Below are 26,621 nucleotides of genomic sequence, written 5' to 3'. Positions count from 1 at the left end.
GCCTGTGAGGAACGCCGCCATGAACGAAGTCCGCAACCCGCGCCGCGCGCTCGTCGTGATCGATGTGCAGAACGAATACGAGACCGGCGGCCTGCGCATCCAGTATCCGCCGGTGGCCGATTCGCTGCGCAACATCGGCAGGGCGATGGATGCCGCGCATGCCGCCGGCATCCCGGTGATCGTGGCGCAGCAGTCCTCGCCGGCCGACGCGCCGCTGTTCGCCACCGGCTCGCGCGGCTGGGAACTGCACCCCGTCGTCGCCGGCCGCCCGCGCGAGCACTACCTGCGCAAGACCCTGCCCAGCGCCTTCGCCGGCACCGACCTCGGCGAGTGGCTCGTGGCGCATGCCGTCGACACGCTCGCGGTGGTCGGCTACATGACGCACAACTGCAACGACACCACGATCAAGCACGCCTTCGACGCGGGCCTTCAGGTGGAATTCCTGATGGACGCCTCCGGCAGCGTGCCGTACGCGAACCGCGCCGGCACGGCCACGGCCGAGGAGATCCACCGCGTGTTCGCGGTGGTGGAGCAGTCGCGCTACGCCGCGGTGATGACGACCGACGAATGGATCACCCACCTCGAGCGCGGCACCGTGCCCGAGCGCGACACCATCCACGCTTCGCACCAGCGGGCGCTGGAGCGGCTGGCCGCGGCGGCCTGAGGCCCGCGCCGGGGTTGCGGTCCGGGATCGCGGCAGGCGCTAAGCTGTGCGCCTTGCCGCCGCGATCCCCGCCATGCCCGCACCGCTCCCCGCCGTCGAAATCGAAACCGCCGCCAGTCCCCGCTGCAGCGTGATCTGGTTGCATGGCCTCGGCGCGGACGGCCACGACTTCGCGCCGATCGTGCCGGAACTGGTGGCGGCGGACTGGCCGGCGCTGCGCTTCGTGTTCCCGCACGCGCCGGTGCGGCCGGTGACGGTCAACGGCGGCATGGCGATGCGCGCGTGGTACGACATCTACGGCTTCGACCTGGTGGCGCAGCAGGACGAGGCCGGCATCCGCGCTTCCATCGCCGCCACCGAGGCGCTGATCGACCGCGAGCGCGGGCGCGGGGTGCCGGACGGGCGCGTCTTCCTCGCCGGCTTCTCGCAGGGCGGCGCGATCGCATTGGCGGCGGGCCTGCGCCATGCCTCGCGGCTGGCCGGCATCGTGGCGCTGTCCACCTACCTGCCGATCGCCGGCACGCTCGCTGCCGAGCGCAGTGCGGCGAACGCGGATGTGCCGATCTTCCAGGCGCATGGCACGTTCGATCCGGTGGTGATCCCGCCGCGCGGCAGCGCCAGCCGTGACCAGCTGCAAAGCCTGGGCTATCGCGTGGACTGGCACAGCTACCCGATGGCGCATGCGGTCTGCGCCGAGGAAATCGCCGATCTGCGTGCGTGGCTCGGCGCGCGCCTGGGCTGAACCGGCCCGGTGCTGCGGCATACTGCGCGCATGCGCGAGCCTCTCTTTCGCCACCCCGACGAACCGAGTCCGCTGCCGGACTTCTGCAGCCTGCCGGTGCTGTTCACCCTGCTGGTGACCGGTGCGCTTGCGGCGACTGTGGTGTGGCTTGCCGCGGGCGACCATCGCGACCTCTCCGGCTACAGCGTCGGCATCCTGTTCGTGACCTGGCTGGCGCTGGTGATCGGGGTGGCGCTGTGCCTGCTGCGGACGTGGCTGCAGCGCCTGCCCGGGCACCTGCCCTACCTCGCCGCGTGGCTGCTGATCATGCCGATCGTGGGCGCGGCGAGCTGGGTGGCGCACGGGCTGGACGAGGCGCTGCAGATGGGCCTGCTGCGCAACGGCCCGGCGGCTTTCGTGCGCGACAACGTGCTGATCGCCGCGCTGCTCGGCGCGGCGATCCTGCGCTACTTCTACGTCGCCGCGCAGTGGCGCCTGCGCCTCGCCGCGGTGACGCGCGCCCAGGTGGAAGCACTGCAGGCGCGCATCCGCCCGCATTTCCTGTTCAACAGCATGAACACCGTGGCGGCACTGATCCCGGTCGATCCGGTGGCGGCCGAGCGCACGGTGGAGGACCTGGCCGAGCTGTTCCGCGCCGCGCTGGGCCAGCATGAGCAAGGCGACGGCACGCTGGGCGAGGAGCTGGGCCTGATCGACCGCTATCTTGCGATCGAGCAGCTGCGCCTCGGCGGCCGCCTGCGCGTGCAGCGCGAGCTGGACGACCTGCCGCCCGGCTTTCCGCTGCCGCGCCTGCTGCTGCAGCCGCTGGTGGAGAATGCGGTGCGCCACGGCATCCAGCCGCTGCGCGAAGGCGGCGTGGTGACGCTGTGCGGCGCATGCGGGAGCGGGGCGATCGAGATCGAGATCGCCAACCCGCTGCCGGCGTCGCCCACGCGCGGCGGCAGCGGCCATGGCCTGGACAGCGTGCGCCGGCGCGTGGCGTTCCGCTACGGTCCGCGCGCTGCGGTGCGGGCCGGACCGGAGGGCGAGCGCTACGTGGTGAGCCTGCGGCTGCCGCTGGAACACGGCCCGTCGACGAGCAGGGAGGACGGCGATGCGCGTGCTGATCGTCGATGACGAGCCGCTGGCGCGCCTGCGGCTCGCCGCGCTGCTGGGCGAATGCGAGGGCGCGGAACTGGCCGGTAGCGTCGGCGACGGCGAGGCCGCGCTGGCCGCGCTGGCCGACCTGCAGCCCGACCTGCTGCTGCTGGACATCAACATGCCGGGCCTGGACGGCCTGGCCCTGGCCGCGCGGCTGGCCGGGCGCGCGCGGCCGCAGGTGGTGTTCTGCACAGCCTACGAGAACCATGCGCTGCACGCCTTCGAGCTGGAGGCCGTGGACTACCTGCTGAAGCCGGTGCGGCTGGAGCGCCTGCGCGAGGCGCTGCAGCGCGCGCGCAAGCGGCTGGCCGAAGCGCCGCGCACCGCCACCGCGTGGCTGCACGCGCGCGTGCGCGACGAGCAGGTGCGCGTGGCGCTGGACGAGGTGATCTGCCTGCTCGCGGAGGAGAAATACGTGTGCGTGCGGCACGCCGGCGGCGAGCTGCTGATCGACGAGTCGCTGCGCCAGCTGGAGGAGGCCTATCCCGACCAGCTGATCCGCCTGCACCGCAACTGCCTGGTGCCGCCCGCCCGTCTGCTCGGCCTGAAGAGCCTGCCCGACGGCCGCGTGCTGGCCCGCCTGGCCGGCACCGACTTCAGCCCCGAGGTGAGCCGGCGCAACCTGCCCGCACTGCGCAAGCTGCTGCGCATGGGGTGAGGCCGCGTCGATTCGTCGCTGCCTGCGCAGCGGCCATGGCATCGGCGACAATGGCGCACGAGCCAGACCGTGGAGCCCGCATGACCCCGAACACCCTGCGCATCGCCACCCGCAAGAGCGCGCTCGCGCTGTGGCAGGCCGAGCACGTGGCGGCGCTGCTGCGCGCGGCGCACCCGGGGCTGGCGGTGGAACTGGTGCCGCTGTCCACGCGCGGCGACGAGATCCTCGACAAGCCGCTGGCGACGATCGGCGGCAAGGGGCTGTTCCTCAAGGAGCTGGAGGTGGCGATGCTGGAAGGCCGCGCCGACCTCGCCGTGCACTCGCTGAAGGACGTGCCGGCGGAACTGGAGCCGAGCTTCGTGCTGCCGGCGATCCTGCCCCGCGCGGACGCGGCGGACGCCTTCGTCAGCATCCACCATGCCGATCTCGCCGCGCTGCCGCCGGGCGCGAGGGTGGGCACGTCCTCGCTGCGCCGGCAGGCGCAGCTGCGCGCGCTGCGGCCCGACCTGGAGCTGCTGGACCTGCGCGGCAACGTGGGTACGCGCCTGGCGAAGCTGGATGCCGGTCACTACGACGCGATCGTGCTGGCCTGCGCCGGGCTGGAGCGGCTGGGCCTGGCCGGGCGCATCCGCAGCCGGCTGGCCGCGCCCGACTGGCTGCCGGCGCCGGGACAGGCGGCGATCGCGATCGAGGCACGCGCCGACCAGCCTGCCGTGCTGGCCCTGCTCGGTGTGCTGGACGACGCCGGTACGCGGCTGGAGGTCGGGGCCGAGCGCGCGATGAACCAGGCGCTCGGCGGCAGCTGCACGGTGCCGGTGGGCGCGTGGTGCACGCTCACCGAGCGCGGCCTGCACCTGCGCGGCCTGGTGGGCGATGCCGCCGGGGGGCGCCTGCTGCACGCACAGGCGGACGGCGAGGATGCCGAGGCGCTGGGGCGCACGGTGGCGCAGGCGCTGCTGGGCCAAGGTGCGGCAGAGTTCCTGGGGGCCTGACTCCGGCACGAAAACGGCCCCGCCGGAGGCTGGGGCCGTCATATGTCTCGTGTCCCCTGTTCGACGCCGATCAAGCCCGCGTGCTTGATCGGCGAGCGACCCATCCGGGGGTCGCGCAGACCAGCGATAGGCCGATCGCTGGTCTGCCGGTCAGAAGTTGTAGACCAGGTTGGTGGTGGTCAGCGTGTCGGTCTTCTTGATGCCCGGCAGCACATCGCTGTTGCGGCGCACCTGGAAGCCGACCTTCAGCGCCAGCTTCTTGGTCATGCTGACGGCGAGCCCGGCGTCGTTCTGCAGATAGGTGTTCTTGGAGCCCGCTTCGGTGAGGAACGTGTCCTCGAACGAGGTGTTGGCGGTGAGGCGGAACTTGTAGTTGACCAGGCCGCGCGCCACCACCTCGTGCTGCACGGGCTGCCGTTCCCTGCTGGAGGCGCCATTGACGATCACGGTGAGATCCGCCGGGCGGTACTTCTTGTAGCCGGGGCCGATTTCGAACGACAGCTCGTTGCGGGCGTCCTTCAGTGCGATGTAGCCGTAGCCCAGCGAGACCACGCCCTGCCACAGGTTGGCACCGAACTGGTCGTGGTCGTAGCGGGCCGCGCCCACGATGTAGCTGCGCGGATCGAGCTTGTAGCCCACGGAGGCGCCGCCGTCGTAGCGGTTGGCGGTGGTGTTGAACTGCTCGATGGTGTTGCCGGCCTGGTCGATCACCTTCTGCTGCACCTTGGTGCGCAGCACGTCGAGGAAGAAGCTGTTCTTCCACTGCTCGTTTTCCTGGTTCAGGCCGAGCTTCGCGTTGACGTTCTGCGAGCGGGTGTTGCCGGTGGCGGAGGCGAAGCCGAACTCGCCCGAACCACTCCAGCCGCCGTTGTTCGCGCCGTTGTCGGCGTCTTGCGCCTGCGCGGCGAAGCTGGTGCACGCCGCCAGCAGCAAGGCGGCGATCAGGGTCTTGTTCATCGGTGGGGATTCCGTTTCGTTAAACAATTGTAAGTGGCACACCTTAACGGAACGGCTTGAATTTTCAATGAACACGGCCGGGTGCGGGCGGCCTCGCGCCCGCCGCCACGGCCAGCGCGCCCTCGTACAGATAACGCTCCAGCAGCTGGCCCAGCAGGCTGCCGGGCGCGGCGAGCGCGGCCGCCGGCAGGCTGCCCGCGACGCCGCCCAGCAGCAGCGCCGTACATGGCAGCGCGTAGCTCAGCAGCGCGGCGACGAGGCGCGCGGGGAAGCTGCCGTGTTTCGCCACCGCCTCGCCGGAGGGCGTCTCGGGTTCGCGCAGGGATTGCCACAGCCCGCTTTCGAGCAGTCCCTGGCCCAGCGACAGCGCCAGCAGCAGCAGTACCCACAGGTAGGCGCCGCGGCCGCCTTCGAACTCGCCCTGCGCCAGCACGCACAACCACAGCCAGAGGCCGCCGATGTAGGCCGCGATGGTGATGCGGCAGGCCGGCAGCAGGGCGGTCGCGCGCTGCAGCGGGAGCGGCAGGCAGGCGCGGTCGTCGTGGGTGGCCAGCAGCAGGCTGACGAGGCTGCAGAGCATCAGCGCCGCGCCGGCCAGCCGGGTCACCCAGAAGCCATTGTCGCCACGCGCCAGTCCTGCCACCGCCAGCACCGGCAACCAGGTCGCCAGCGCCATCAGTGCCGAACGCGTGGGGCGATGGCCGGGCCGCGGCTGCCAGCCGTGCCAGCTGGCCAATCCCGGTATCCGCAGGCTGGCCAGCAGCAGGCCGCTGCCGGTCAGCACGGCGCCCAAACCCAGCGGAACCAGGGTGCCGTTGCGGCCCGGCGGGCTCACCCCCAGCAGCAACGACAGGCCCAGCCACAGCCACACGCCGTACCCGCCGGTGGCGAGCACCTGCATCAGCGCGGCCGCGCGGGTCGGCCGGGCGTTCGACGGCGCTGGCATCGCGACGCCGGTGGCGGTCGCGCCGGGCCGCTCGCGGGTGGGTTGCATGGGCGGGTACCGTCCGTCGAAGGCGGAGTTCCAAGCTTAAGCCAGCCGTCGGGAGTGCGGGTTAGGCAAACGTTCGGCAGGCTTGCGGGCGCCGGCAGGCGTACCCATGCTAGCAACTCCGCCCTGCACTACCGCCGCGACCGCCGAGCCCGCCATGGACCGCTACGAACGCATCCTCACCCTGCATCGCCTGCTGAAGTCGGCGCATTACCCGGTGCCGCTGCCCAAGTTGATGGACGAGCTGGAGTGCTCGCGCGCCACGCTGTACCGCGACATCGGCTTCCTGCGCGACGCGCTGGGCGCGCCTATCGAGAGCGGTGGCGGCGAGCATGCCGCGTTCCGCTACGAACAGGCCGAAGGCGAGCGCTTCGAATTGCCGGGTCTGTGGCTCACTTCCGACGAGCTGGCGGCACTTCTGGCGCTCAACGAGCTGATCGGGCGCAGCGGCCCCGGCGTGCTGGCCGGTGCGCTGGCACCGTTCAAGTCGCGCATCGAGCACCTGCTGTCCGACCGCGGCAGCGGCAAGGCGTTGCCGGTGGAGCGCATCCGGGTGATCCCGTGGGGCGCGCGCAAGCTCGACCAGCAGGCGTTCCGCATCGTGGCGGGCGCGGTGCTGGAGCGGAAGCAGCTGCGCTTCCGCTACCGCGCGCGCACCACCGGCGCGGACAGCCGCCGCACGGTGTCGCCCCAGCGCCTCACCCATTACCGCGACAACTGGTACCTCGACGTGTGGGACCACGACCGCGAGGCACTGCGCAGCTTCGCGGTGGACCGCATCGCCGAGGCGCAGGCGCTGGACGCCCCCGCACGCGACGTGCCCGAGGCCGAACTCGACCAGACGCTCGCCTCCAGCTACGGCATCTTCGCCGGCCAGCCCAAGGCCTGGGCCACGATCCGCTTCTCCTCGCACGCCGCGCGCTGGGTGGCCGACGAGCACTGGCATTCGCAGCAGAAGGGCGAATGGCTGGCCGACGGCCGCTACGAGCTGCAGCTGCCCTATTCCAATTCCAAGGAGCTGCTGATGGACGTGCTCAAGTACGGCCCGGACGCCGAGGTGATCGCGCCGCTGCCGCTGCGCGAGGAGATGAAGATCCTGCTGCAGCTGGCCCAGGGTGCTTATCAGAGCCCGCCACGGTAGGAGCGCCTTGCGTGCGGACGCCCTGGCAGGCCGATCGGGCCAGAGGCGTCGGCGCACGGGCGCGCTGCTACCGCGGTGTCGATGGCGGCGCCGCGTAGCTCAGCTCGCCATTCTCGATGTGCGCAGCCGAGGTCCACGGATGCACCACGCCGTGCTGCAGGTCGAGGATATGGATCACCTCGATGCCGCGCTGCTTCAGCACGTCGGCGATGATCGAGCGGTGGCAGCGCCACCACACCGCCTCGGCGCACATCACTGCCGTGCGCTGGCGCGCCGCGAACGCCAGCAGCGCTGCCAGTCCCTCGGCGAATTCCGTGCTGGCGAGGTGGTCGGCGTAGCCGCGGAACGCGGCGTTGCGCCAGGCGGTGTTCGGCGAATCCGGGCGCGTGCGGCGGCGTCCGCCCAGCTGGGGAAACCACGCATAGCCGACGCCGCGCACGGGCAGGCCGGCGGCCAGCGTGTCGCGCGCGAACTGCGGGCAGCGCCGCGAGCCGGGGAAGCGGCGCACGTCGGCGATCGCCTCGATGCGGAACGCCGCGAGCAGGGCGAGGAATTCCTCCAGCGTGCGGGTGGAGTGGCCGATCGTCCAGATCGTGGCGGGAGCAGGGGCGTTCACGCGATCTTCTGCAGCGCCGTGCCCTTGTGCATGGCGACGTGGTCGGTCCTGTCGCTCTTGATCTCGTACTGTGGGTCAGCCGGGCTGCAGTGGCGCGGATGGCCCTTGTACAGCGTATCGGCCGTGTGCACTTTCACGATGCGGCCGGTGACGTAGCCGGCTTCGGAATTCCAGCGCACGTGGTCGCCGACGTGGAACTGCTGGTGCATGGCGGCGGTCTCTGCCTGTTTGAAGATGTCCGCCATCCTCGCAGCGACGGCGTGCAGGCGAGGTCACCGCTTGCCGGTCTCGCGGCGGCAGGTCAGGATGGCGACAACCCGACAGGAGTACGACATGCAAAGCGGCAATCCCGCACTCAACAAGAACACCTTCCTCGATGCGGCCAGCGGCGCGGTATTCAGCCGCGACGACGGTGCGATGAGCCTGAACGGGACCGTCAACAAGACCGGCCTGCTACTGGTGCTGGTGGTGGTCGGTGCGATGTTCAGCTGGAGCCGTTTCGCCGGTCCGGCCAGCCTGCCCGCGCTGGGGCCGCTGGTGCTCGCCGGCGCGCTGGCGGGTTTCGTGCTGGCCATGCTTACCGCGTTCAAGCAGACCTGGGCACCGGTCACGGCGCCGCTCTACGCGCTGGCCGAGGGCGTGTTCGTGGGCGCGCTGTCGGCCATCTTCGAGATGCGCTATCCGGGCATCGTGATGCAGGCGGTGGCGCTCACCTTCGGCACCATGGCGGTGCTGCTGCTGGGCTATCGCAGTGGGCTGATCCGCGTCACCGACAAGTTCCGCGCGGGCGTGGTCGCCGCCACCGGCGGCGTGCTGCTGGTGTACCTGGCCAGCTTCGTGATGGGCTTCTTCGGCCACTCCTTCGGCTTCATCGGCGCCAGCAGCGGCATCGGCATCCTGTTCAGCCTCGCCGTGGTGGCGATCGCGGCGCTGAACCTGGTGCTGGATTTCGACATGATCGAGCAGGGAGTCCATGCCGGCGCGCCGAAGTACATGGAGTGGTACGGCGCGTTCGCTCTGGTGGTCACCCTGGTGTGGCTGTACCTGGAGATGCTGCGCCTCCTCTCGAAGCTGCAATCGCGGAACTGACCGGGCGGCGCAGACCCTCCCCTGCGTGCGGGGGAGGGCTGGGGCGGGGTCAGGGGCATCGGCTAAGCTGATCGCCGACTCCGCCGCAAGGACCCGCATGAGCCAGTTCGCCCTGTTCGGCCAGCGCCGCTTCGCGCCGTTCTTCTGGACGCAGGCGCTGGCGGCGTTCAACGACAATGCGTTCCGCAATGCGCTGCTGGTGCTGGTGGCGTTCCAGCTGGGGCTGGACGACCACGCAGCCTCGCTCTACACGAACTTCGCGCCGGCGCTGTTCATCCTGCCGTTCTTCCTGTTCTCGGCCAGCGCGGGGCAGCTGGCGGAGCGGTTCGAGAAGACGCGCATCATCCGCTGGGTGAAGCTGTTCGAGATCCTGGCGATGGCGGTGGCCGCCGCGGGCTTCATCACCCACCACGCGATGCTGCTGCTCGTGGTGCTTTTCATGATGGGGCTGCACTCCACCGTGTTCGGGCCGATCAAGTACGCGATCCTGCCGCAGGCGCTGAAGCCGGCCGAGCTGGTGGGCGGCAACGGGCTGGTGGAGATGGGCACGCAGCTGGCGATCCTGCTGGGCATGATCGCCGGCACCACCTCGATGGGCGTGGCGCGAGCGGGGCCGTGGCTGGCGGCGGGCATCACCCTGGCCGTGGCGGTGATCGGCTACCTCAGCTGCCGTGCGATCCCGCCGGCACCGGCGACCGCGCCGGAACTCAAGATCAACTGGAATCCGTTCGGCGAGACTGCGCGGGTGCTGCGCATCACCCACGCCAACCGCGCGGTGTGGAACGCGGTGCTGGGCATCTCCTGGTTCTGGTTCTTCGGTACCGTGCTGATCGCGCAGCTGCCGATCTACACGCGCGAGACGCTGGGGGGCGACAACACGGTCTATACCCTGGTGCTTACCCTGTTCACCATCGGCAGCGGCGTGGGCGCGTTGGCCTGCGAGAAGCTTTCCGGCCGCCGCGTGGAGATCGGCCTGGTGCCGCTGGGCGCGTTCGGGCTCACCGCGTTCGGCGTGGATCTCTATTTCGCCCGCCATAGTGCCGCGCCGGTGCGCGGGCTGGACTGGCTGGACTTCCTGCGCGGCGCGGGCAGCTGGCGCATCGTGCTCGACCTCACCCTGATCGGCGCCTTTGCCGGCCTCTACGTGGTGCCGCTGTTCGCCTTCGTGCAGGCGCGCGCGCCACGCGAGAAGCTCTCGCGCATCATCGCCGGCAACAACATCATGAACGCGGTGCTGATCGTGGCCGCGGCGGGTTTCGGCCTCGGCCTGGGCGCGCTGGGGCTGGATGCGGTGCAGATCTTCCTCGCCGCCGCCCTGCTCAACGTGCTGGTGGCGGCCTACATCTTCACCCTGGTGCCGGAGTTCATCCTGCGCTTCATCACCTGGCTGCTCACCCGCACGCTGTACCGCGTGCGCGCGGACGGCCTGCAGCGGGTGCCGGAGGAAGGCGCGGCGCTGCTGGTGTGCAACCACGTGAGCTACGTCGATCCGTTGCTCTTGATGGCGAACCTGCGCCGGCCGGCGCGCTTCGTGATGTATTACAGGATCTTCAACGTCCCGTTGCTGAAATCCCTGTTCAGGATGGCGAAAGCCATCCCGATCGCGGGGCAGAAGGAAGACCCCGCGGTGCTGCAGCAGGCGTACGACGCCATCGATGCCGCGCTGGCCGATGGCGAGCTGGTGTGCATCTTTCCCGAAGGCGCGCTGACGCGCGACGGCGCGGTCGCGCCATTCCGCCCCGGCGTGGAGAAGATCCTCGCGCGCCGGCCGGTACCGGTACTGCCGATGGCGCTGCGCGGGCTGTGGGGCAGCATGTGGAGCCGGCGCGACTCCGCGCTGGGCCGGGCACGCCTGCCGCGACGCTTCCGCGCCCGCGTGGAGCTGGTGGTCGATGCGCCGCTGCCGCCGGAGCGGGTCAGCGCCGCCACACTGGAAGCGCGCGTGCGCGAATTGCGCGGCGAGCTGGCCTGAGTCCGGGTCCCCGGTCCCGGCGCAATCAGCGCAGCCAGCCGCCGATCACGATCAGCGCCACCACGCTGAGCCACGCCAGCAGGGCGCGCAGCAATGCGCTGCGCAGGCGACGCAGTTCCAGCAACGGGTCGCTGCGCTCCTCGGCGTAGCCCTCGCCGCCCTCGATGTCGACCTGGATGTCGGCACGCGCGGCGGCGCCGAGGAAGCCGGGGCCCTCGCGGTACCAGCCGTTCGGCAGCACCTGCTGATGCCAGCGCCGCCACGCGCCGATCACCGCATCCCAGTGGCCGACCAGAGCGAGGGTGAACACCAGCAGCTGCGCCGGAATCCAGTCCAGCGCATTGGCGAGATGGCGGGCGGTGCTGCGCGCCTCCTCGTCCAGCCGCAGCGTGTCGTCGTGGCCCAGCGCGCGCGTCAGCCGGTACAGCAGCGCCCCCACCGGGCCCAGCAGGAAGAACCAGAACAGTACGCCGAAGCGCCGGCGCAGCGCGGCGTAGGCAGTGGCCTCGCCCAGTTCCGGTGCGCGCCACGGCACGTGCTCGCCGCCCTCGCCCAGCGCCTGCGCGGCGGCTTCGCGGCTGGCGCCGTCCGGTGCCTTGAGGATCGCCTCGAGGTCGGCCTCGAACGCATGCGGGCCGAAGCAGAACAGCAGCACCGCGAGCGCGAACACCAAGTGCAGCAAGTCGGCCAGCGGCGGCAGGCCCAGCAGCCAGATTGCCAATGCACACAGCAGCAGGGGCAGCAGCAGCGCCAGCACTACCCGGCCGGTGCCGCTGGTGTCGCCCAGCTGCATCACCCAGCGGCGGAAGCCGGCGTCGTTGCGCCAGTGCGCAAGGCGCGGCTGCCAGTGCAGCAGACCGAGGGCGATCAGGGCGACGAGCAGACGGATGGCCATGCGCAGGGACTCTGGGGACTGGCCGCATTGTATGCGAGGCGCTGCGCCGTCACATGATGCGCGAACGCGCGACTCAGGCGTGCTCGGCGCGTGCGGCGAGCAGGGCGTCGAGTTCCATGCCCGCACGCTCGCGCAACCAGTGCTGCAGCAAGCGGTAGGACACCGACAGTGGCGTGGACGGCAGGAAGCTGCCGTCGGCGATGCCGTCGGCGATCTGTCGCGGGGTGAACCAGCGTGCATCCTCCAGCTCGCGGTCGCGCAGGCGGATCGTGGGGTCGCGCGCCACCGCGGTGAAGCCCACCATCAGCGAGGCGGGCATCGGCCAGGGTTGCGAGGAGTGGTAGCGCACCTCGCCAACCAGCACGCCGGATTCCTCCATCACCTCGCGGCGCACCGCATCCTCCAGCGCCTCGCCCGGTTCCAGGAAGCCGGCCAGCGTGGAGTAGCGCCCGGGGGGCCATGCGGCCTGGCGGCCAAGCAGGCAGGCGCCGTCGTGCTCCACGATCACGATGATCGCGGCGTCGGTGCGCGGGAAATGCATGCGTCCGCAGGCAGCGTTCGTGCAGTGCATGCGATGACCGGCGGAAACAATGACGAGCGGCGCGCCGCAGTGCGCGCAATGCCGCGTCTCGCGCTGCCAGTGCGCCAGGCCCTTGGCGTAGGCGAACAGGCCGGCTTCATCGGCGGGCAGCAGCAGGCCGGCGTCGCGCAGGCCGGCGCGGCGCGCGGACAGCGTCGATTCCAGCGCCGACGTCGGCGCGTCGTCCTCCAGCGCCAACAGGAAGTGCGGGTGGCCGTCGACGATGCCGAGCAGCCAGACCGGTACATCGGCGCACAGCTGCCGGCGCTCGCCGGCGTCGAGCCAGCGCAAGGCATCGCGACCCCTTTCCAGGAACGCGCGGCCCTCGGCATCGAGCAGCAGGAAGCGTGCGCCGGGTGCGGCCGCCTGCACGGCCACCCAGGCCGCGTCGTCGCGACGCTCGGCCATGCGGTCGAGGATCAGGCTGAGTCCGGCGAAGGTATTGGGCGGCGCTGGCGTGCCCATGCGCATCAGGTCGAGAACGACGAGCCGCAGCCGCAGGTGGTCTTCGCGTTCGGGTTGCGTATCACGAACTGCGAGCCGCCGAGGTTCTCGCTGTAGTCGATCTCGGCGCCGGTGAGGTATTGCAGCGACAGCGGATCGCACAGCAGCGTCACGCCCTCGCGTTCCAGCGCGAAATCGTCCTCGGCCTGGGCTTCGTCGAACGTGAAGCCGTACTGGAAGCCCGAACAGCCGCCACCGGAGATGTACACGCGCAGCTTCAGCGCGGGATTGCCCTCCTCGGCGATCAGCTCGTGCACCTTGCGCGCGGCGGCCTCGGTGAACAGCAGCGGCGCGCCGCTGCTGCGGTAGTCGGGAACGGCGGGAAGCGGGACGACAGTATCCATGGCTCTCAGATGGGGATGCAGGCGGGCAGCACAAGCATACTTCGCCCGCCTTGCGATGGCATGACCAGCGCCCGGCTCAGCCTTGCATCTTGCTCTGCAGGTAGCGCTCCGCGCCGATGTCCTTGACCAGGCTCTGCTGGGTTTCCAGCCAGTCGATGTGCTCTTCCTCGTCGTGCAGGATGCCCTTGAACAGGTCGCGGCTGACGTAGTCGGCGATGCCCTCGCTGTGCGCGATGGCGGCGCGCAGATCCGTGGTCGCGGCCAGCTCCAGGTCGAGATCGCCCTGGATGCACTCCAGCGCGTTCTCGCCGATGCGCAGCTTGCCCAGGTGCTGCAGGTTGGGCAGGCCGTCGAGGAACAGGATGCGCTCGATCAGGCGGTCGGCGTGTTTCATCTCCTCGATCGATTCCTTGTACTCGTGCTCGGCGAGTTCCGGATAGCCCCAGTCCTTGAACATGCGGTAGTGCAGGAAATACTGGTTGACCGCGGTCAGCTCGTTGTAGAGCACCTTGTTGAGGAATTCGATGACCTTGGCATCGCCCTTCATGGCCGTCTCCGCTGCCTGGGAATGCGACGACTATACGAAGTTCGCCGCCCCGTGGGCGAAACAGGAGCGGCAACGGTTCGCGCGCGAAACGCGCAGGCGGCTCAGGCGGCCGCGACGAAGGCAGGCAGCGCGGTTGTGGCCGCGGCCTGCTCGATGGCCTGCTGCAGGCAGGCGCGGGCCTCGGGCTCGCAGCAGCCGCAGCAGTCCGAGCAGCCGGTGCGGGCCTGCAGTTCGGCGAACGTGCGCGCGCCGGCCGCGACTTCGCGGCGGATGTCGTGGTCGGTGACGGCGTTGCACAGGCAGATGTACATGCCGCGCATCAGAACGCAAATGCGAATGATTGTCAACTATGCGGTTGGCGCCGGCCTGCCTCGGTTCAGGCGGCGCGCCAGCCATGCCGCGCCTCGTCCGGCGGGGCGTCGGCGGCTTCACGCGGCGGGGCGTGGCCCAGTTCGATCCGGCACATGCCTTCCACCAGTGGCGCGAAATGGCGCAGCGCGCGCTCGTACACCTGCCGCTTGAAGTTCACCACGTGGGCGGCCGGGTACCAGAAATCCACCCAGCGCCAGATGTCGAACTCGGGCTTTTCGCATGCATCCAGTCGCAGCGAGGCTTCGTCGCTGACCAGCTTGAGCAGGAACCACACCTGCTTCTGGCCGATGCAGGTGGGATGCTGGTGATGGCGCACGTAGCGCTGCGGGAGCTTGTAGCGCAGCCAGCCGCGGGTGGAGGCCACCACTTCGACGTGCTCGGGCGCCAGGCCGGTTTCCTCTTCCAGTTCGCGGTACATCGCCTCCAGCGGCGTCTCGTCGCTGCGCATGCCGCCCTGCGGGAACTGCCAGCCGTCGCGGTTGATGCGGCGCGCCCAGAACAGGCGGCCGTCCGCGTTCAGCAGCACGATGCCCACATTCGGACGGTAGCCATCGACGTCGATCATCTCGTCATCCTCGGGCCCGGTCGCGCGCCGGCAGCGGCTGGCGCGCGCAAGGCGATGACCCGATTCAACCATGCACGCCGGGGCGCGGCAAGCCGAGGAGCTTGAACCGGGGCGTGCGCGCCATTAAACTGCCGCGCCCCGCATCCGGCATCGCAGGCGATCCGGTGCGGCGGTTTTCCCCATGGCTATGTAGCTCAGCCGGTTAGAGCACAGCACTCATAATGCTGGGGTCGGTGGTTCGAGTCCACCCATAGCCACCATGCGCTCCATCCCGCGCCCGTGCGATTCGCGGTCGACGGATCGCCGGAGCCCGAGCATGCGCATCTTCAAGGTTTTCCAGATCGAGGCGGCCCACCGTCTGCCCAACGTGCCGCCGGGGCACAAGTGCGCGCGGCTGCACGGGCATTCGTTCCGCGTGGAAGTGCACGTGGCGGGCGAGCCCGATGCGCACAGCGGCTGGGTGATGGACTTCGCTGACGTCAAGTCGGCCTTCGCGCCGCTGTTCGAGCAGTTGGATCACCGCTACCTCAACGAAATCGAGGGCCTGGAGAATCCCACCAGCGAAGTGCTGGCACGCTGGATCTTCCAGCGGCTGGAGCCGCGCCTGCCGGGCCTGGAGGAAGTGGTGGTGCACGAGACCTGCACGTCCGGCGCCGGCTGCAGCCGGGCCAGTTATTGACGCATCGCGACGAGATCGATGAGATTGCAATACCCTGTGCCTACGGCATATTTGTCGAGTGGTCTGGTCGATTCCCGAAAAATATATTGCATTGCACAAAAAAGCTTGCTAGAGTGCTTGCCACTACCCGCAAACCCCAGCGAGGGCAAGCTCATGACTCAGCAGTTCAACAACCAGTTTTTCGCCTACACCAAGCAGGTCACCGAGGGCGCGTTCAAGGCGCAGTCGCTGGCACTGAAGAGCCTGGAAACGGTCGCCGGGCTGCAGCTCAAGGCGCTGGAGCAGCAGACCCGCGATTCGGCCGCGTTCGTGGCCGAGGTGCTGGAGACGCGTGACGTCGACGCCCTGCGCGGCCTTTGGGAAAAGGGCGCCAGCCTGAGCCGCGAACAAGCCGAGCGTGCGGTGGCGGTTTCGCAGGAAATCATCGCCGTGACGCAGAAGGCTGCGGAATCGCTGCAGGCTCTGGTGCAGGAGCAGCGCCAGGCCGCCAACGAGGCAGTGGCCGCCCCGGCCGCGAAGAAGGCTGCGAAGTAAGAAGTTTTCCACAACCCGAGTGACACCCTGCCGGCGGCTCCCTCCCTTCCGCGCGGCAGCCTGGGCCGGACTTCCCCAGTCCGGCCCTTTTCTTTGGTGAATCAAACGACAATGACCAGGCGCCAAGCGGCGCAGCGAGGGCTTGCCGGACAAGTTGCCGCAGCGCCCGCGGCTTGTCGCTGCAGGCGGGGCACTGATATACTTTTACGGATTGAATCGTGGTTCGTGGCTGTATCGGTGCCACCTGGTGGAAACCGGTGCGGAGAGGTTACGTGCTCAACAGTCTCGACGCCGGTCGGCGCCTCGCACTGCGCACGGTGCTGCTGCAACTCGCGGTGGCGGCGTTGGTCGGCGTGATGTTCCTGCTGAAGGGGCATCGGGAGGCGGTTTCGGCTGCGGCGGGAGGTTTCACGGTAGCGCTGGGTACCGCGCTGATGTCCGTGCAGGCCTTTGGCCGGCTGGTCGGCGGTGCGGCGGCTTTCGTCCGCCTGCTGCTCGGCATGTTGCTGAAGTGGGCCGTGGTCGTCGGCGGGCTGGGGTTGATCCTGTTTCAGTACAAGTTGCCGCCGCTGGCCGCCGTGACGGGGCTGGTGGCTGCCTACGCGGTTTATCTGGCGGCATTCAGATTCAAGGGTTGATACATGGCAAGCGAGCCGCAGGGCGGTCTTACCGAATACATCCAGCATCACCTGACGCATCTCGTTCCGCATGCGAGCAAGGGCGGCTTCTGGGCGGTGCACCTTGACTCGATCACGGTCTCGCTGGCGCTGGGCGTGCTGTTTTGCCTGTGGTTCTGGTCGAAGGCGCGCAAGGCCACTTCCGGCGTGCCCGGCAAGGGCCAAGCCTTCGTCGAGATCATCCTCGAGTTCGTCGACGGCCAGGTCAAGGATGTCTTCCATGGCGACCGCCGCTTCCTCGGCCCGCTGGCGCTGACCGTGTTCGTCTGGGTATTCCTGATGAACGCGATGGACCTGCTGCCGGTCGACCTGCTGCCATGGATCACCGAGAAGTTCGGCATCGGCCATTTCCGCGCGGTGCCCACCGCCGACATCAACATGACGTTCGCGATGTCGATCACGGTGTTCCTGCTGATCATCGTCTATAGCTTCAAGGCGAAGGGCTTCGGTGGCTACATGCATGAGCTGTTCACCGCGCCGTTCGGCAAGCATCCGGCGCTGTGGATCCCCAATTTCGCGCTGAACGTGGTCGAGCTGCTGTCCAAGCCGGTGAGCTTGGCGATGCGACTGTTCGGCAACATGTATGCGGGCGAGCTGGTGTTCATGCTGATCGCCGGCCTGTTCAGCGCGGGTGCCGGCCTGGCCGGCTGGGCGCTGTACGGGGCAGGCATCATCGGCTACACGGTGTGGGGCATCTTCCACATCCTGATCATCTCGATCCAGGCCTTCATCTTCATGGTGCTGACGATCGTGTACATCGCGATGGCGCACGACCATCACTGATTCCGCTTCAACCCTTCAACGCAAAACCGTTTTTTCGAGGAGATCACCGTGGAACTAGTCGCTCACATTGCTCAAGTCCAAGGCTTCACCGCCATCGCGCTCGGCCTGATCATCGGCCTCGGTGCGCTGGGTGCCTGTATCGGCATCGGTGTGATGGGTTCGAAGTTCCTGGAAGCCGCCGCCCGCCAGCCGGAGCTGGTGCCGCTGCTGCAGGGCCGCATGTTCCTGCTGGCCGGCCTGATCGACGCGGCGTTCCTGATCGGCGTGGCGCTGGCCATGTACTTCGCCGTGGCGAACCCGCTGCTGTCCAAGCTGGCTGCGGGTTGATGCCCCGAGGCGGCGCCTGGCGCCGCCATTCTCTCGGCGCGGATCGCCTGACGCCCGCGCCGGCTCCATTCCGTATTTGCAGGTAAGGCAGCGATGGATTTCAACGCGACCCTGATCGGCGAAATGATTGCTTTCGCCATCCTCATCTGGTTCTGCGTCCAGTTCATCTGGCCGCACATCAACAAGGCCATCGAGGAGCGGCAGATCAAGATCGCCGAGGGCCTCAGCGCTGCCGAGCGCGCGCACGCCGAGCTGAAGGACGCCGACACCAAGGTGGCGGACGAGATCCGCAAGGCGCGCCAGCAGGCGTCGGAGATCATCGACAAGGCGCAGCAGCAGGCCAACGGCATCCTCGACAAGGCCCGCGCGGACGCGATCGTCGAGATCAACCGGCTGAAGGCTGCCGCGCAGGACGACATCGCCGCGATGGCGCAACAGGCGCGCGAGCAACTGCGCGAGCGAGTCGGTGCGCTGGCCGTGCAGGGTGCATCGAAGATCGTGCAGCGCGAGGTGGATGCCTCCACGCACAAGGCGCTGCTCGACCAGCTCGCCGCCGAGGTCTGATCGATGGCCCAGGCAATCACCCTCGCCCGTCCCTACGCCCGCGCCGCGTTCGAGCTGGCCCATGCCGCCGGCGCGCTGGCCGCGTGGTCGCAGGCGCTGGCGTTCGCCGCCCAGGTGGCGGCGGACCCGCGCGTCGCCGCGCTCGGCAACGATCCGCGCGTGCAGCCGGCACAGCTGGTGGCGCTGCACCTGCCCGAGGGCATCGCGGCCGATGCGCCGTTCGCGCAGTTCCTGGGCGAGTTGGCCGAGCACCGCCGCATGGCGCTGCTGCCGGAGGTGGCTGCACTGTACGAGCACTACCGTCGCGAGTCCGAGTCGCAGCTCCTGGTGAAGGTCACCAGCGCGATGGCGCTGGACGGGGCCCAGGCCGAGCGGCTCAAGGCGTCGCTGAAGCGCCGCTTCAAGCGCGAGATCGAGCTGGAAACCAGCGTCGATGCTTCGCTGCTGGCCGGCGCGGTGATCGACACCGGCAGCGAAGTGATCGACGGCTCCGCGCGCGGGCGACTGGAACGCCTGGGCAACGCCCTCGCAGGTTAGTTTCACGCGAAGTCTTCTTCGCGAAGTGCACCGCCGGTCAGCCCTGGCCGGACCACAAAAGTTTCATGCGAAGTCCTTTCGCAAAAGAGCAAAAACCGGCCATCCACGGCAGGACGATCAAAAGTTTCACGCGAAGTCCGTTTCGCGAAGAGCAAAAGCCGGCCATCCATGGCCGGACTCTTAAAAAAGCTTCCAAATTTCAGGATATCGACCCATGTCCAGCACCACCCTGAATCCGTCCGAGATCAGCGAACTGATCAAGAACCGCATCGAGCAGTTCAAGCTCGGAGCGGAAGCGCGCAACGAGGGCACGATCATCAGCGTGTCCGACGGCATCGTGCGCATCCACGGCCTGGCCGACGTGATGCAGGGCGAAATGATCGAGCTGCCCGGCAACGCGTTCGCGCTGGCGCTGAACTTGGAGCGCGACTCGGTCGGTGCGGTGGTGCTGGGCGAATACCAGCACCTGCGCGAGGGCGACGTGGCCAAGACCACCGGCCGCATCCTCGAAGTGCCGGTCGGCCCCGAGCTGCTCGGCCGCGTGGTCGACGCGCTGGGCAACCCGATCGACGGCAAGGGCCCGATCAACGCGAAGCTCAACGCGCCGATCGAGAAGGTCGCGCCGGGCGTGGTGTGGCGCAAGTCGGTCGACCAGCCGGTGCAGACCGGCTACAAGTCGGTCGACTCGATGATCCCGATCGGCCGCGGTCAGCGCGAGCTGATCATCGGTGACCGCCAGACCGGCAAGACCGCGCTGGCGATCGACGCGATCATCAACCAGAAGGACTCGGGCATCTTCTCGATCTACGTGGCGATCGGCCAGAAGCGCTCCTCGATCGCGAATGTGGTGCGCAAGCTGGAAGAGAACGGCGCGCTGGCCAACACCATCGTCGTCGTCGCCTCCGCCTCCGAGTCGGCCGCGCTGCAGTACATCGCGCCGTACGCCGGCTGCGCCATGGGCGAGTACTTCCGCGACCGCGGCCAGGACGCGCTGATCGTCTACGACGACCTCAGCAAGCAGGCCGTGGCCTACCGCCAGATCTCGCTGCTGCTGAAGCGTCCGCCGGGTCGCGAGGCCTATCCGGGCGACGTGTTCTACCTGCATTCGCGCCTGCTCGAGCGCGCCTCGCGCGTCAGCGAGGAGTACGTCGAGAAGTTCACCAACGGCGAAGTGAAGGGCAAGACCGGCTCGCTGACCGCGCTGCCGATCATCGAGACGCAGGCCGGCGACGTCTCCGCGTTCGTGCCGACCAACGTGATCTCGATCACCGACGGCCAGATCTTCCTCGAGACCGACCTGTTCAACGCCGGCATCCGCCCGGCCGTGAACGCCGGCATCTCGGTGTCGCGCGTGGGCGGTTCGGCGCAGACCAAGATCGTCAAGAAGCTCTCCGGCGGCGTGAAGCTCGCGCTGGCGCAGTACCGCGAACTGGCCGCGTTCGCGCAGTTCGCCTCCGACCTCGACCCGGCCACCCGCGCCCAGCTCGACCGTGGCCAGCGCGTCACCGAGCTGATGAAACAGGCGCAGTACGCGCCGCTGTCGATCGCCGAGCTGGCGCTGTCGGTGTACGCCGCCGAGAAGGGCTACCTGGACGACCTGCCGGTGAACAAGGTACTGGCGTTCGAAAAGGGCCTGCACGCCTTCATGCACCAGAACCACGGCGAGCTGATGAAGAAGATCGTCGCCACCGGCGACTGGAACAACGACATCGAAGCCACCTTCAAGGCCTCGCTGGACGAATACAAGAAGACGGGCAGCTGGTAATCCCGGAACGGCACGCCGGTTCGTGAACCGGCATTGCGCAGACCCGACAGATCGAGGCAGACGTGGCTAGCGGACGCGAAATCAAAACCAAGATCAAGAGCACGCAGAACATGCGCAAGGTTACGCGCGCGCTCGAGATGGTCTCGGCCTCGAAGATCCGCAAGGCGCAGGATCTGATGAAGGCCTCGCGCCCCTATGCGCGCTCCATGCGCAAGGTGATCGCGCACATCGCCCAGGCCAGCACCGACTTCAGACATCCGTTCCTGGTCGAGCGCGAAAACGTGGCGCGCGTGGCCTACATCGTGGTGTCCACCGACCGCGGCCTGTGCGGCGGCCTGAACTCCAACATGTTCCGCCGCCTGCTGCCCGCGATCCAGGAGTGGCAGGGCAAGGGCGTGCAGGTCGACGTGGTGGCGATCGGACAGAAGGCGCTGCAGTTCTTCCGCCGCATCAAGGGTGTGAACCTGATCGGCAGCACCACGCACCTCGGCGAGCGGCCGAAGCTGGAGCAGCTGATCGGCGTGATCAAGGTGGTGCTGGACGCCTACGCGGCGAATGCGCTGGATCGCGTGTTCCTCGCCTACAACGACTTCGTCAACACCATGACGCAGAAGCCCACCATCGACGCGCTGCTGCCGCTGCCGCTGGTGGCGGCCGAGATGGAGGCGCACGAGGCGGCCGGCGAGTCGGCCTATGCCGGCATCAAGCTGGAGCAGGCCCACGACTGGGACTACATCTACGAGCCCGACGCGCAGACCGTGCTGGAGCACGTGCTGGGCCGCTACATCGAGTCGGTGGTGTACCAGGGCGTGCTGGAGAACCTCGCCAGCGAGCATGCCGCGCGCATGGTCGCGATGAAGAGCGCCTCGGACAACGCGAACAAGGTGATCGACACGCTGACGCTGGTCTACAACAAGACCCGCCAGGCGGCGATCACGCAGGAAATCTCGGAGATTGTTGGTGGCGCCGCTGCGGTCTGACCGCGGTTGGGCTGTATGAGTGCAGGCATCCATGCCTGCAAGAGCAGATCAAAAAGCGGCCTTCCATGGCCGCACTCCTAACAAGAGCGACGCTTCGTCGGCGCTGATACGAAATCACAAAGATCCATCCGGAGCACATCCATGAGCCAGGGCAAAGTTGTTCAGATCATCGGCGCGGTCATCGACGTCGAGTTCGCGCGCGATCAGGTGCCGCAGGTGTACGACGCGCTGAAGATCGACGGCACCGAGATCACGCTGGAAGTGCAGCAGGTGCTCGGCGACGGCGTGGTCCGCACCATCGCGCTGGGCTCCACCGAGGGCCTGAAGCGCGGCCTGCTCGCCCGCAACACCGGCGAAGGCATCAAGGTGCCGGTGGGCAACGCCACCCTGGGCCGCATCATGGACGTGCTCGGCAACCCGATCGACGAAGTCGGCCCGATCAACGCCGAAGACCGCTGGGTGATTCACCGCGAGGCCCCCGCCTACGACGAGCAGGCGCTGGCCAACGAGCTGCTGGAAACCGGCATCAAGGTGATCGACCTGGTCTGCCCGTTCGCCAAGGGCGGCAAGGTCGGCCTGTTCGGCGGCGCCGGCGTGGGCAAGACCGTGAACATGCTGGAGCTGATCAACAACATCGCGACCCAGCACTCGGGCCTGTCGGTGTTCGCCGGCGTGGGCGAGCGCACCCGCGAGGGCAACGACTTCTACCACGAGATGCAGGACGCCGGCGTCGTGAAGCTGGACAACCTGCCCGAGTCCAAGGTGGCGATGGTCTACGGCCAGATGAACGAGCCGCCGGGCAACCGCCTGCGCGTGGCACTGACCGGCCTGACCATGGCCGAGTACTTCCGCGACCAGAAGGACGCGTCCGGCAAGGGCAAGGACGTGCTGTTCTTCGTGGACAACATCTACCGCTACACGCTGGCCGGCACCGAGGTGTCCGCGCTGCTCGGCCGCATGCCGTCGGCGGTGGGCTACCAGCCGACGCTGGCCGACGAAATGGGCGTGCTGCAGGAGCGCATCACCTCCACCAAGACCGGCTCGATCACCTCGATCCAGGCGGTGTACGTGCCCGCGGACGACCTGACCGATCCGTCGCCGGCCACCACGTTCGCGCACCTCGACTCCACCGTGACGCTGTCGCGCCAGATCGCCTCGCTGGGCATCTACCCGGCGGTGGACCCGCTGGACTCCACCAGCCGCCAGCTCGATCCGCAGGTGGTGGGCGCCGAGCACTACGACGTGGCCCGCCGCGTGCAGGGCATGCTGCAGCGCTACAAGGAGCTGAAGGACATCATCGCGATCCTCGGCATGGACGAGCTGAGCGAGGAAGACAAGCAGGTGGTGGCGCGCGCCCGCAAGTGCGAGCGCTTCTTCAGCCAGCCGTTCCACGTGGCCGAGGTGTTCACCGGCGCGCCCGGCAAGTACGTGTCGCTGAAGGAAACCATCCGCGGCTTCAAGATGATCGTGGAAGGCGATGTCGACTATCTGCCGGAGCAGGCGTTCTACATGGTCGGCGGCATCGACGAGGCGATCAAGAAGGGTGAGGAGATGGGCGCCAAGAAAGCCGCCTAAGCGGCTTTCGCAAAGGCACGGGCAAGCTGGCGACAATGCCGCGACTTGAGCCTGCTTCCCTTCACCCCGTCGTTTCCCGCGAACGTGACGAGTAACCAACCATGACCACCCTCCGAGTCGACATCGTCAGCGCCGAAGCCGAGATCTTCTCCGGCGAGGCCACGATGCTCGTCGCCACCGGCGAGCTGGGCGAGCTTGGCATCACGCCGCGCCACGCACCGCTGATCACCCGCCTGAAGCCGGGCCACGTCGAGGTGGTGCTGGCCGCAGGCGAGCGCCAGCAGTTCTACGTCTCCGGCGGCATCCTCGAAGTGCAGCCGCAGGTAGTCACCGTGCTGACCGACACCGCGATCCGCGCGGCCGACCTCGACGAGACCGCCGCGCAGCGCGCCAAGAAGGAAGCCGAGGACGCGCTGGCCAACCGCACCGAGGCGCTGGAAGTGGCCGAGGCCCAGGCCAAGCTGGCCCAGGCGCTGGCCCAGCTGCAGGCACTGGAACGCATGCGGCGCAACCTCAAGCACTGACGCATCCCCTGATGCACCCACCAGACGCCGGCCTCGCGCCGGCGTTTTCATGTCTGGCCGCCGTGGCCGCGGGCGCGGGGCCGCACTTCAAATTACATATGTAATCTGATAGCGTCGTCCGCTCCGCCAGCGGAGGCAGTTCGATGACGAAACGCGTGAAGTCGCTGCTTCCGGGCCTGCTCGCGCTGGGGCTGACAGCCTGCGCCACCGTCGCCGCGCCGCCCGCCGGGGCGCCGAACGAGGGCCGCGCCAGCTACCGGATGCTCGACGACGGCCACACGGCACATTACCAGCTGGCGCTGGGCGATACCGCCACCGGCGCCACGCCGTTCCGGCGTGTACTGCCCGCCTATCCGCCGGAACAGCTGGCGGCCTGCCCGCCCCTGCGCGAAGTGCGGGTGCAGGTGATCGTGGACGCGACGGGCAAGGTTGGCGACGTGCGCGCCCTGTCGACACCTGAAACGCCCGCCTCGCCGCGCTGGCAGCCGTACTACGATGCCGTGCGCACGGCGATGCTGCAGTGGCGGTTCGACCCGCTGCGCATCAGCCATTGGGCCGCCGATGCGGATGGCAACGCCCACGAAGTGGACAGCCAGACCAAGCCGTTCAGCCTGTTGTACGCCTTCCGCTTCGAATGCCGCGCCGGCAAGGCGACGGTGTCCTCCGCGCCGGCCCGACATTGAACGGGCACCGCGCCGCCCGCCTGCGGCCTCGCGGGCGTCCGGAGTTCGCCACGGGCAGACTGATAGACTTTCCGGCCAGCTCAGGTCAAGGCAGACGCGCATGAACCAGGCACCGCTCCACGTCATCGTCCTCGCCGCCGGCACCGGCACGCGCATGAAATCCGCGCGGCCCAAGGTGCTGATGCCACTGGCCGGGCGGCCGCTGCTGGCGCACGTGCTGGCCACCGCGCGTGCATTGCAGCCGGCCGCGATCCACGTGGTCTACGGCCACGGCGGCGACCAGGTGCCGGCCGCCTTCGCGGGGCAGGACGACCTGCGCTGGGTACTGCAGGCGGAACGACTCGGCACCGGCCACGCGGTGGAACAGGCGCTGCCCGGCGTGCCCGACGAGGCACTGGTGCTGGTGCTGTACGGCGACGTGCCGCTGACCCGCGCCGAGACGCTGCGCACGCTGGTGCAGGTCGACGGCGGCTTCGGCCTGCTGGCGATCCGCGCGGCCGATCCGCACGGCTACGGCCGCGTGCTGCGCGACGGCAACGGCCACGTGCGCTGCGTGATCGAAGAGAAGGACGCCACCGACGAGCAGCGCGCCATCGACCTGGTCAACACCGGCATCCTGGTCGCGCCTGCCGCCGCGCTGCGCGGCTGGATCGGCAGGCTCGACCGCAACAACGCGCAGGGCGAGTACTACCTCACCGACGTATTCCGCCTGGCAAACGAGGAACGGCGCCCCGCGCTCAGCGTGGAATGCGCGGACCCGGTCGAGGCCTCCGGCGCGAACGACGCGCTGCAGCTCTCCGAGCTGGAGGCGGAGCATCGCCGCCGCGCCGCGCGCGCGCTGCAGCAGCACGGCGTCCGCCTCGCCGATCCCGCGCGCCTCGATGTGCGCGGAACGGTCGTGGCGGGCCGCGACGTGGAACTCGACATCGACGTGATCCTCGAGGGCGAGGTGCACCTGGGCGACGACGTGCGCGTGGGCCCGTTCAACCGGCTCAAGGACGTGCGCCTCGCCGCCGGCACCGTGGTGCAGGCGCATTGCGACCTGGAGGGAGTGGTCACCCACGGCCCCTGCACCGTCGGCCCGTTCGCGCGGTTGCGCCCCGGCACCGAGCTCGACGCCGGCGTGCACGTGGGCAACTTCGTCGAGACCAAGAAGACCCGCATCGGCGAGGGCAGCAAGGCCAACCACCTCAGCTACCTCGGCGACAGCGTGATCGGCCGCGGCGTCAACGTGGGCGCCGGCACCATCACCTGCAACTACGACGGCGTGAACAAGTTCGCCACCCGCATCGAGGACGGCGCCTTCATCGGCTCCAACAGCGCGCTGGTGGCGCCGGTGACGATCGGCGCGCAGGCCACCATCGGCGCCGGCTCCGTGATCACCCGCGACGCCCCGGCGGGCGAGCTCACCGTGGCGCGCGGACGCCAGCTCACGCTGGCCGGCTGGAAGCGGCCGGAAAAAGTCTGACGACAGCGCATGCATGCAGCAATTCGCTGTTCAGGCATATGGCTCGCTGGTGATCCGGCAAGCGGTTCCAAGCTAGCATTTTGCCCGTGATTACATCTGTTTCACGAAAGGTGATGCAACAAGAATCAGTGCCGCACCCGAAAGCACCAACACGCCATCGGCAGCAGCCGTCACTGGCGTTGCGAGTATCTTTCCCGTGGTGGCAATGGCAGACGGGTCCTGTTTGATTCTTACTGTATAAGCCTGATTCAGCGCATATCTCGCGCCGAGCGGTGTCTTGCTGCCTTTGTACATTGTTCCCCTCAGCGGAATGCGCAGGCTGAGTCGGTTCCATCGATCCGGTGCGAACCCGTTGCTGGCTGCCTCTTGGACACGCTCTGGCGGAAAACCGCGTAGCGTCAATACGACAGTGCCGGATGTTGCACCGTCAGTGGCGACTTCAAAGTCGTCGAAGCTGGCGGAAACATAACTGCGCAAGTCGCTCTTGATGATGGCGATCAGGCGTGAGGCGTGGTCGAACACGTAGTCGTGTTTGTCGGTGATCGCAACCAGGTGCTCGCCATCCACCGAAATCAGCACACTGGACAGCTGTTCGTAGGCGTAGTGGGGGCGATACATCTGGGTCGTAATGCAGCCAACCAGGTTCAACGTCGAGAACAGGACGAGCAGCTTCCAGAAGTTGTGTCCTTTCATAAAGATCTCCTGTGCCAGAAGGTGAAGGCGCCAGATTCGGTACAGTCGTAAATTGAGTGGCAG

32 protein-coding genes and 1 tRNA gene are annotated in these 26,621 nt (G+C 68.5%); 22 read left to right on the top strand and 11 right to left on the bottom strand.

Translation table 11 applies throughout. From position 1 onward, the window contains the following. Nucleotides 1-19: 19 nt before the first annotated feature. From ACQGNW_RS03615 to hemC, 5 genes are all read left to right on the top strand, one after another. Entirely contained in the window at nucleotides 20-664 is a 645-nt protein-coding gene (locus ACQGNW_RS03615; protein ID WP_426661730.1) for a cysteine hydrolase family protein, read from the top strand. Nucleotides 665-737: 73 nt separating this feature from the next. Then, complete coding sequence (locus ACQGNW_RS03610) at nucleotides 738-1,406, top strand: alpha/beta hydrolase (RefSeq protein ID WP_426661728.1); 669 nt, start codon at nucleotides 738-740, stop codon at nucleotides 1,404-1,406. A gap of 30 nt (nucleotides 1,407-1,436) precedes the next feature. Then, nucleotides 1,437-2,522 (top strand): sensor histidine kinase, encoded by a 1,086-nt coding sequence (locus ACQGNW_RS03605; protein ID WP_426661727.1) that lies wholly within the window; start codon nucleotides 1,437-1,439, stop codon nucleotides 2,520-2,522. After that, nucleotides 2,500-3,204, top strand: coding sequence for a LytR/AlgR family response regulator transcription factor (locus tag ACQGNW_RS03600; RefSeq protein WP_426661725.1), 705 nt, complete (start codon nucleotides 2,500-2,502; stop codon nucleotides 3,202-3,204). Before ACQGNW_RS03605 ends, ACQGNW_RS03600 begins: the two co-directional genes overlap by 23 nt. A gap of 80 nt (nucleotides 3,205-3,284) precedes the next feature. After that, nucleotides 3,285-4,196 (top strand): hydroxymethylbilane synthase, encoded by a 912-nt coding sequence (gene hemC, locus ACQGNW_RS03595; RefSeq protein WP_426661724.1) that lies wholly within the window; start codon nucleotides 3,285-3,287, stop codon nucleotides 4,194-4,196. Between the two features lie 150 nt (nucleotides 4,197-4,346). On the opposite strand, the gene ACQGNW_RS03590 is transcribed toward hemC, so the two are convergent. Next, entirely contained in the window at nucleotides 4,347-5,153 is an 807-nt protein-coding gene (locus ACQGNW_RS03590) for a DUF481 domain-containing protein (RefSeq protein WP_426661722.1), read from the bottom strand. Nucleotides 5,154-5,217: 64 nt separating this feature from the next. Next, nucleotides 5,218-6,147 carry a hypothetical protein gene (locus ACQGNW_RS03585; RefSeq protein ID WP_426661720.1) on the bottom strand — a complete coding sequence of 310 codons (930 nt, stop codon included), beginning with the start codon at nucleotides 6,145-6,147 and terminating at the stop codon, nucleotides 5,218-5,220. 154 nt (nucleotides 6,148-6,301) lie between these two features. Here ACQGNW_RS03585 and ACQGNW_RS03580 point away from each other — a divergent pair, with 154 nt between their 5' ends. Continuing rightward, nucleotides 6,302-7,285 (top strand): helix-turn-helix transcriptional regulator, encoded by a 984-nt coding sequence (locus tag ACQGNW_RS03580; RefSeq protein WP_426661718.1) that lies wholly within the window; start codon nucleotides 6,302-6,304, stop codon nucleotides 7,283-7,285. 67 nt (nucleotides 7,286-7,352) lie between these two features. Here the strand turns inward: ACQGNW_RS03580 and ACQGNW_RS03575 are convergent, their stop codons facing one another. Together ACQGNW_RS03575 and ACQGNW_RS03570 are read right to left on the bottom strand one after the other, a co-directional pair. Continuing rightward, the gene (locus tag ACQGNW_RS03575; RefSeq protein ID WP_426661716.1) at nucleotides 7,353-7,901 is read right to left on the bottom strand and encodes a DUF488 domain-containing protein; all 549 of its coding nucleotides are present in this window, start codon (nucleotides 7,899-7,901) and stop codon (nucleotides 7,353-7,355) included. Beyond that, nucleotides 7,898-8,110 (bottom strand): hypervirulence associated TUDOR domain-containing protein, encoded by a 213-nt coding sequence (locus ACQGNW_RS03570; RefSeq protein WP_426661714.1) that lies wholly within the window; start codon nucleotides 8,108-8,110, stop codon nucleotides 7,898-7,900. The genes ACQGNW_RS03575 and ACQGNW_RS03570 overlap by 4 nt, the downstream gene beginning before the upstream one ends. 124 nt (nucleotides 8,111-8,234) lie before the next feature. On the opposite strand from ACQGNW_RS03570, the gene ACQGNW_RS03565 reads away from it, so the two are divergent. Both ACQGNW_RS03565 and ACQGNW_RS03560 read left to right on the top strand, forming a co-directional pair. Beyond that, nucleotides 8,235-8,990, top strand: a complete 756-nt coding sequence (locus tag ACQGNW_RS03565; protein WP_426661713.1) for a Bax inhibitor-1/YccA family protein — start codon at nucleotides 8,235-8,237, stop codon at nucleotides 8,988-8,990. Between the two features lie 97 nt (nucleotides 8,991-9,087). Then, nucleotides 9,088-10,962 carry an MFS transporter gene (locus ACQGNW_RS03560; RefSeq protein WP_426661711.1) on the top strand — a complete coding sequence of 625 codons (1,875 nt, stop codon included), beginning with the start codon at nucleotides 9,088-9,090 and terminating at the stop codon, nucleotides 10,960-10,962. A gap of 25 nt (nucleotides 10,963-10,987) precedes the next feature. On the opposite strand, the gene ampE is transcribed toward ACQGNW_RS03560, so the two are convergent. From ampE to ACQGNW_RS03530, 6 genes are all read right to left on the bottom strand, one after another. Continuing rightward, nucleotides 10,988-11,857: a regulatory signaling modulator protein AmpE gene (gene ampE, locus ACQGNW_RS03555; protein ID WP_426661710.1), complete on the bottom strand. Its 870-nt coding sequence runs from the start codon at nucleotides 11,855-11,857 to the stop codon at nucleotides 10,988-10,990. A 73-nt stretch (nucleotides 11,858-11,930) separates the two neighbouring features. Next, nucleotides 11,931-12,902 (bottom strand): NAD(+) diphosphatase, encoded by a 972-nt coding sequence (gene nudC, locus ACQGNW_RS03550; protein ID WP_426661709.1) that lies wholly within the window; start codon nucleotides 12,900-12,902, stop codon nucleotides 11,931-11,933. A gap of 5 nt (nucleotides 12,903-12,907) precedes the next feature. Then, entirely contained in the window at nucleotides 12,908-13,285 is a 378-nt protein-coding gene (gene erpA / locus ACQGNW_RS03545) for an iron-sulfur cluster insertion protein ErpA (protein ID WP_426661707.1), read from the bottom strand. A gap of 76 nt (nucleotides 13,286-13,361) precedes the next feature. Continuing rightward, nucleotides 13,362-13,832, bottom strand: coding sequence for a bacterioferritin (gene bfr / locus ACQGNW_RS03540; RefSeq protein ID WP_426661706.1), 471 nt, complete (start codon nucleotides 13,830-13,832; stop codon nucleotides 13,362-13,364). A gap of 101 nt (nucleotides 13,833-13,933) precedes the next feature. Beyond that, nucleotides 13,934-14,152: a (2Fe-2S)-binding protein gene (locus tag ACQGNW_RS03535; protein ID WP_426661704.1), complete on the bottom strand. Its 219-nt coding sequence runs from the start codon at nucleotides 14,150-14,152 to the stop codon at nucleotides 13,934-13,936. Nucleotides 14,153-14,208: 56 nt separating this feature from the next. Further along, on the bottom strand, nucleotides 14,209-14,769 hold the full coding sequence (locus tag ACQGNW_RS03530; RefSeq protein ID WP_426661703.1) for an RNA pyrophosphohydrolase: 561 nt from the start codon (nucleotides 14,767-14,769) through the stop codon (nucleotides 14,209-14,211). A gap of 183 nt (nucleotides 14,770-14,952) precedes the next feature. Here ACQGNW_RS03530 and ACQGNW_RS03525 point away from each other — a divergent pair. The 14 genes from ACQGNW_RS03525 to glmU all read left to right on the top strand — a co-directional run bounded on the left by ACQGNW_RS03525 (nucleotide 14,953) and on the right by glmU (nucleotide 25,865). After that, a tRNA-Met gene (locus tag ACQGNW_RS03525) sits at nucleotides 14,953-15,029 on the top strand. Between the two features lie 56 nt (nucleotides 15,030-15,085). Beyond that, entirely contained in the window at nucleotides 15,086-15,448 is a 363-nt protein-coding gene (gene queD / locus ACQGNW_RS03520; RefSeq protein ID WP_426661701.1) for a 6-carboxytetrahydropterin synthase QueD, read from the top strand. 153 nt (nucleotides 15,449-15,601) lie between these two features. Further along, nucleotides 15,602-15,982 (top strand): phasin family protein, encoded by a 381-nt coding sequence (locus tag ACQGNW_RS03515; protein ID WP_426661700.1) that lies wholly within the window; start codon nucleotides 15,602-15,604, stop codon nucleotides 15,980-15,982. 272 nt (nucleotides 15,983-16,254) lie between these two features. After that, nucleotides 16,255-16,620 (top strand): hypothetical protein, encoded by a 366-nt coding sequence (locus ACQGNW_RS03510; RefSeq protein ID WP_426661699.1) that lies wholly within the window; start codon nucleotides 16,255-16,257, stop codon nucleotides 16,618-16,620. Nucleotides 16,621-16,623: 3 nt separating this feature from the next. After that, nucleotides 16,624-17,442: a F0F1 ATP synthase subunit A gene (gene atpB / locus ACQGNW_RS03505; RefSeq protein ID WP_426661698.1), complete on the top strand. Its 819-nt coding sequence runs from the start codon at nucleotides 16,624-16,626 to the stop codon at nucleotides 17,440-17,442. A gap of 42 nt (nucleotides 17,443-17,484) precedes the next feature. After that, complete coding sequence (gene atpE / locus ACQGNW_RS03500; RefSeq protein ID WP_426662021.1) at nucleotides 17,485-17,769, top strand: F0F1 ATP synthase subunit C; 285 nt, start codon at nucleotides 17,485-17,487, stop codon at nucleotides 17,767-17,769. Between the two features lie 93 nt (nucleotides 17,770-17,862). Beyond that, nucleotides 17,863-18,333 carry a F0F1 ATP synthase subunit B gene (locus tag ACQGNW_RS03495; protein ID WP_426661697.1) on the top strand — a complete coding sequence of 157 codons (471 nt, stop codon included), beginning with the start codon at nucleotides 17,863-17,865 and terminating at the stop codon, nucleotides 18,331-18,333. Nucleotides 18,334-18,336: 3 nt separating this feature from the next. Further along, complete coding sequence (locus ACQGNW_RS03490) at nucleotides 18,337-18,870, top strand: F0F1 ATP synthase subunit delta (protein WP_426661696.1); 534 nt, start codon at nucleotides 18,337-18,339, stop codon at nucleotides 18,868-18,870. 214 nt (nucleotides 18,871-19,084) lie between these two features. Next, entirely contained in the window at nucleotides 19,085-20,635 is a 1,551-nt protein-coding gene (gene atpA / locus ACQGNW_RS03485) for a F0F1 ATP synthase subunit alpha (RefSeq protein ID WP_426661695.1), read from the top strand. A gap of 62 nt (nucleotides 20,636-20,697) precedes the next feature. Further along, complete coding sequence (gene atpG / locus ACQGNW_RS03480; RefSeq protein ID WP_426661694.1) at nucleotides 20,698-21,615, top strand: F0F1 ATP synthase subunit gamma; 918 nt, start codon at nucleotides 20,698-20,700, stop codon at nucleotides 21,613-21,615. A 141-nt stretch (nucleotides 21,616-21,756) separates the two neighbouring features. Next, entirely contained in the window at nucleotides 21,757-23,190 is a 1,434-nt protein-coding gene (gene atpD / locus ACQGNW_RS03475) for a F0F1 ATP synthase subunit beta (RefSeq protein WP_426661693.1), read from the top strand. A 101-nt stretch (nucleotides 23,191-23,291) separates the two neighbouring features. After that, nucleotides 23,292-23,714 carry a F0F1 ATP synthase subunit epsilon gene (locus ACQGNW_RS03470; RefSeq protein WP_426661692.1) on the top strand — a complete coding sequence of 141 codons (423 nt, stop codon included), beginning with the start codon at nucleotides 23,292-23,294 and terminating at the stop codon, nucleotides 23,712-23,714. A 143-nt stretch (nucleotides 23,715-23,857) separates the two neighbouring features. Beyond that, complete coding sequence (locus ACQGNW_RS03465) at nucleotides 23,858-24,397, top strand: hypothetical protein (protein ID WP_426661691.1); 540 nt, start codon at nucleotides 23,858-23,860, stop codon at nucleotides 24,395-24,397. 100 nt (nucleotides 24,398-24,497) lie between these two features. Then, complete coding sequence (glmU, locus tag ACQGNW_RS03460) at nucleotides 24,498-25,865, top strand: bifunctional UDP-N-acetylglucosamine diphosphorylase/glucosamine-1-phosphate N-acetyltransferase GlmU (protein WP_426661690.1); 1,368 nt, start codon at nucleotides 24,498-24,500, stop codon at nucleotides 25,863-25,865. 90 nt (nucleotides 25,866-25,955) lie between these two features. On the opposite strand, the gene ACQGNW_RS03455 is transcribed toward glmU, so the two are convergent. Next, nucleotides 25,956-26,558 carry a hypothetical protein gene (locus tag ACQGNW_RS03455; RefSeq protein WP_426661689.1) on the bottom strand — a complete coding sequence of 201 codons (603 nt, stop codon included), beginning with the start codon at nucleotides 26,556-26,558 and terminating at the stop codon, nucleotides 25,956-25,958. Between the last annotated feature and the right edge of the window lie 63 nt (nucleotides 26,559-26,621).

Source organism: Rhodanobacter aciditrophus (assembly GCF_050026795.1).
Taxonomy (GTDB): Bacteria; Pseudomonadota; Gammaproteobacteria; order Xanthomonadales; family Rhodanobacteraceae; genus Rhodanobacter_A.
This window is presented reverse-complemented; position numbering and strand designations above follow the sequence as displayed.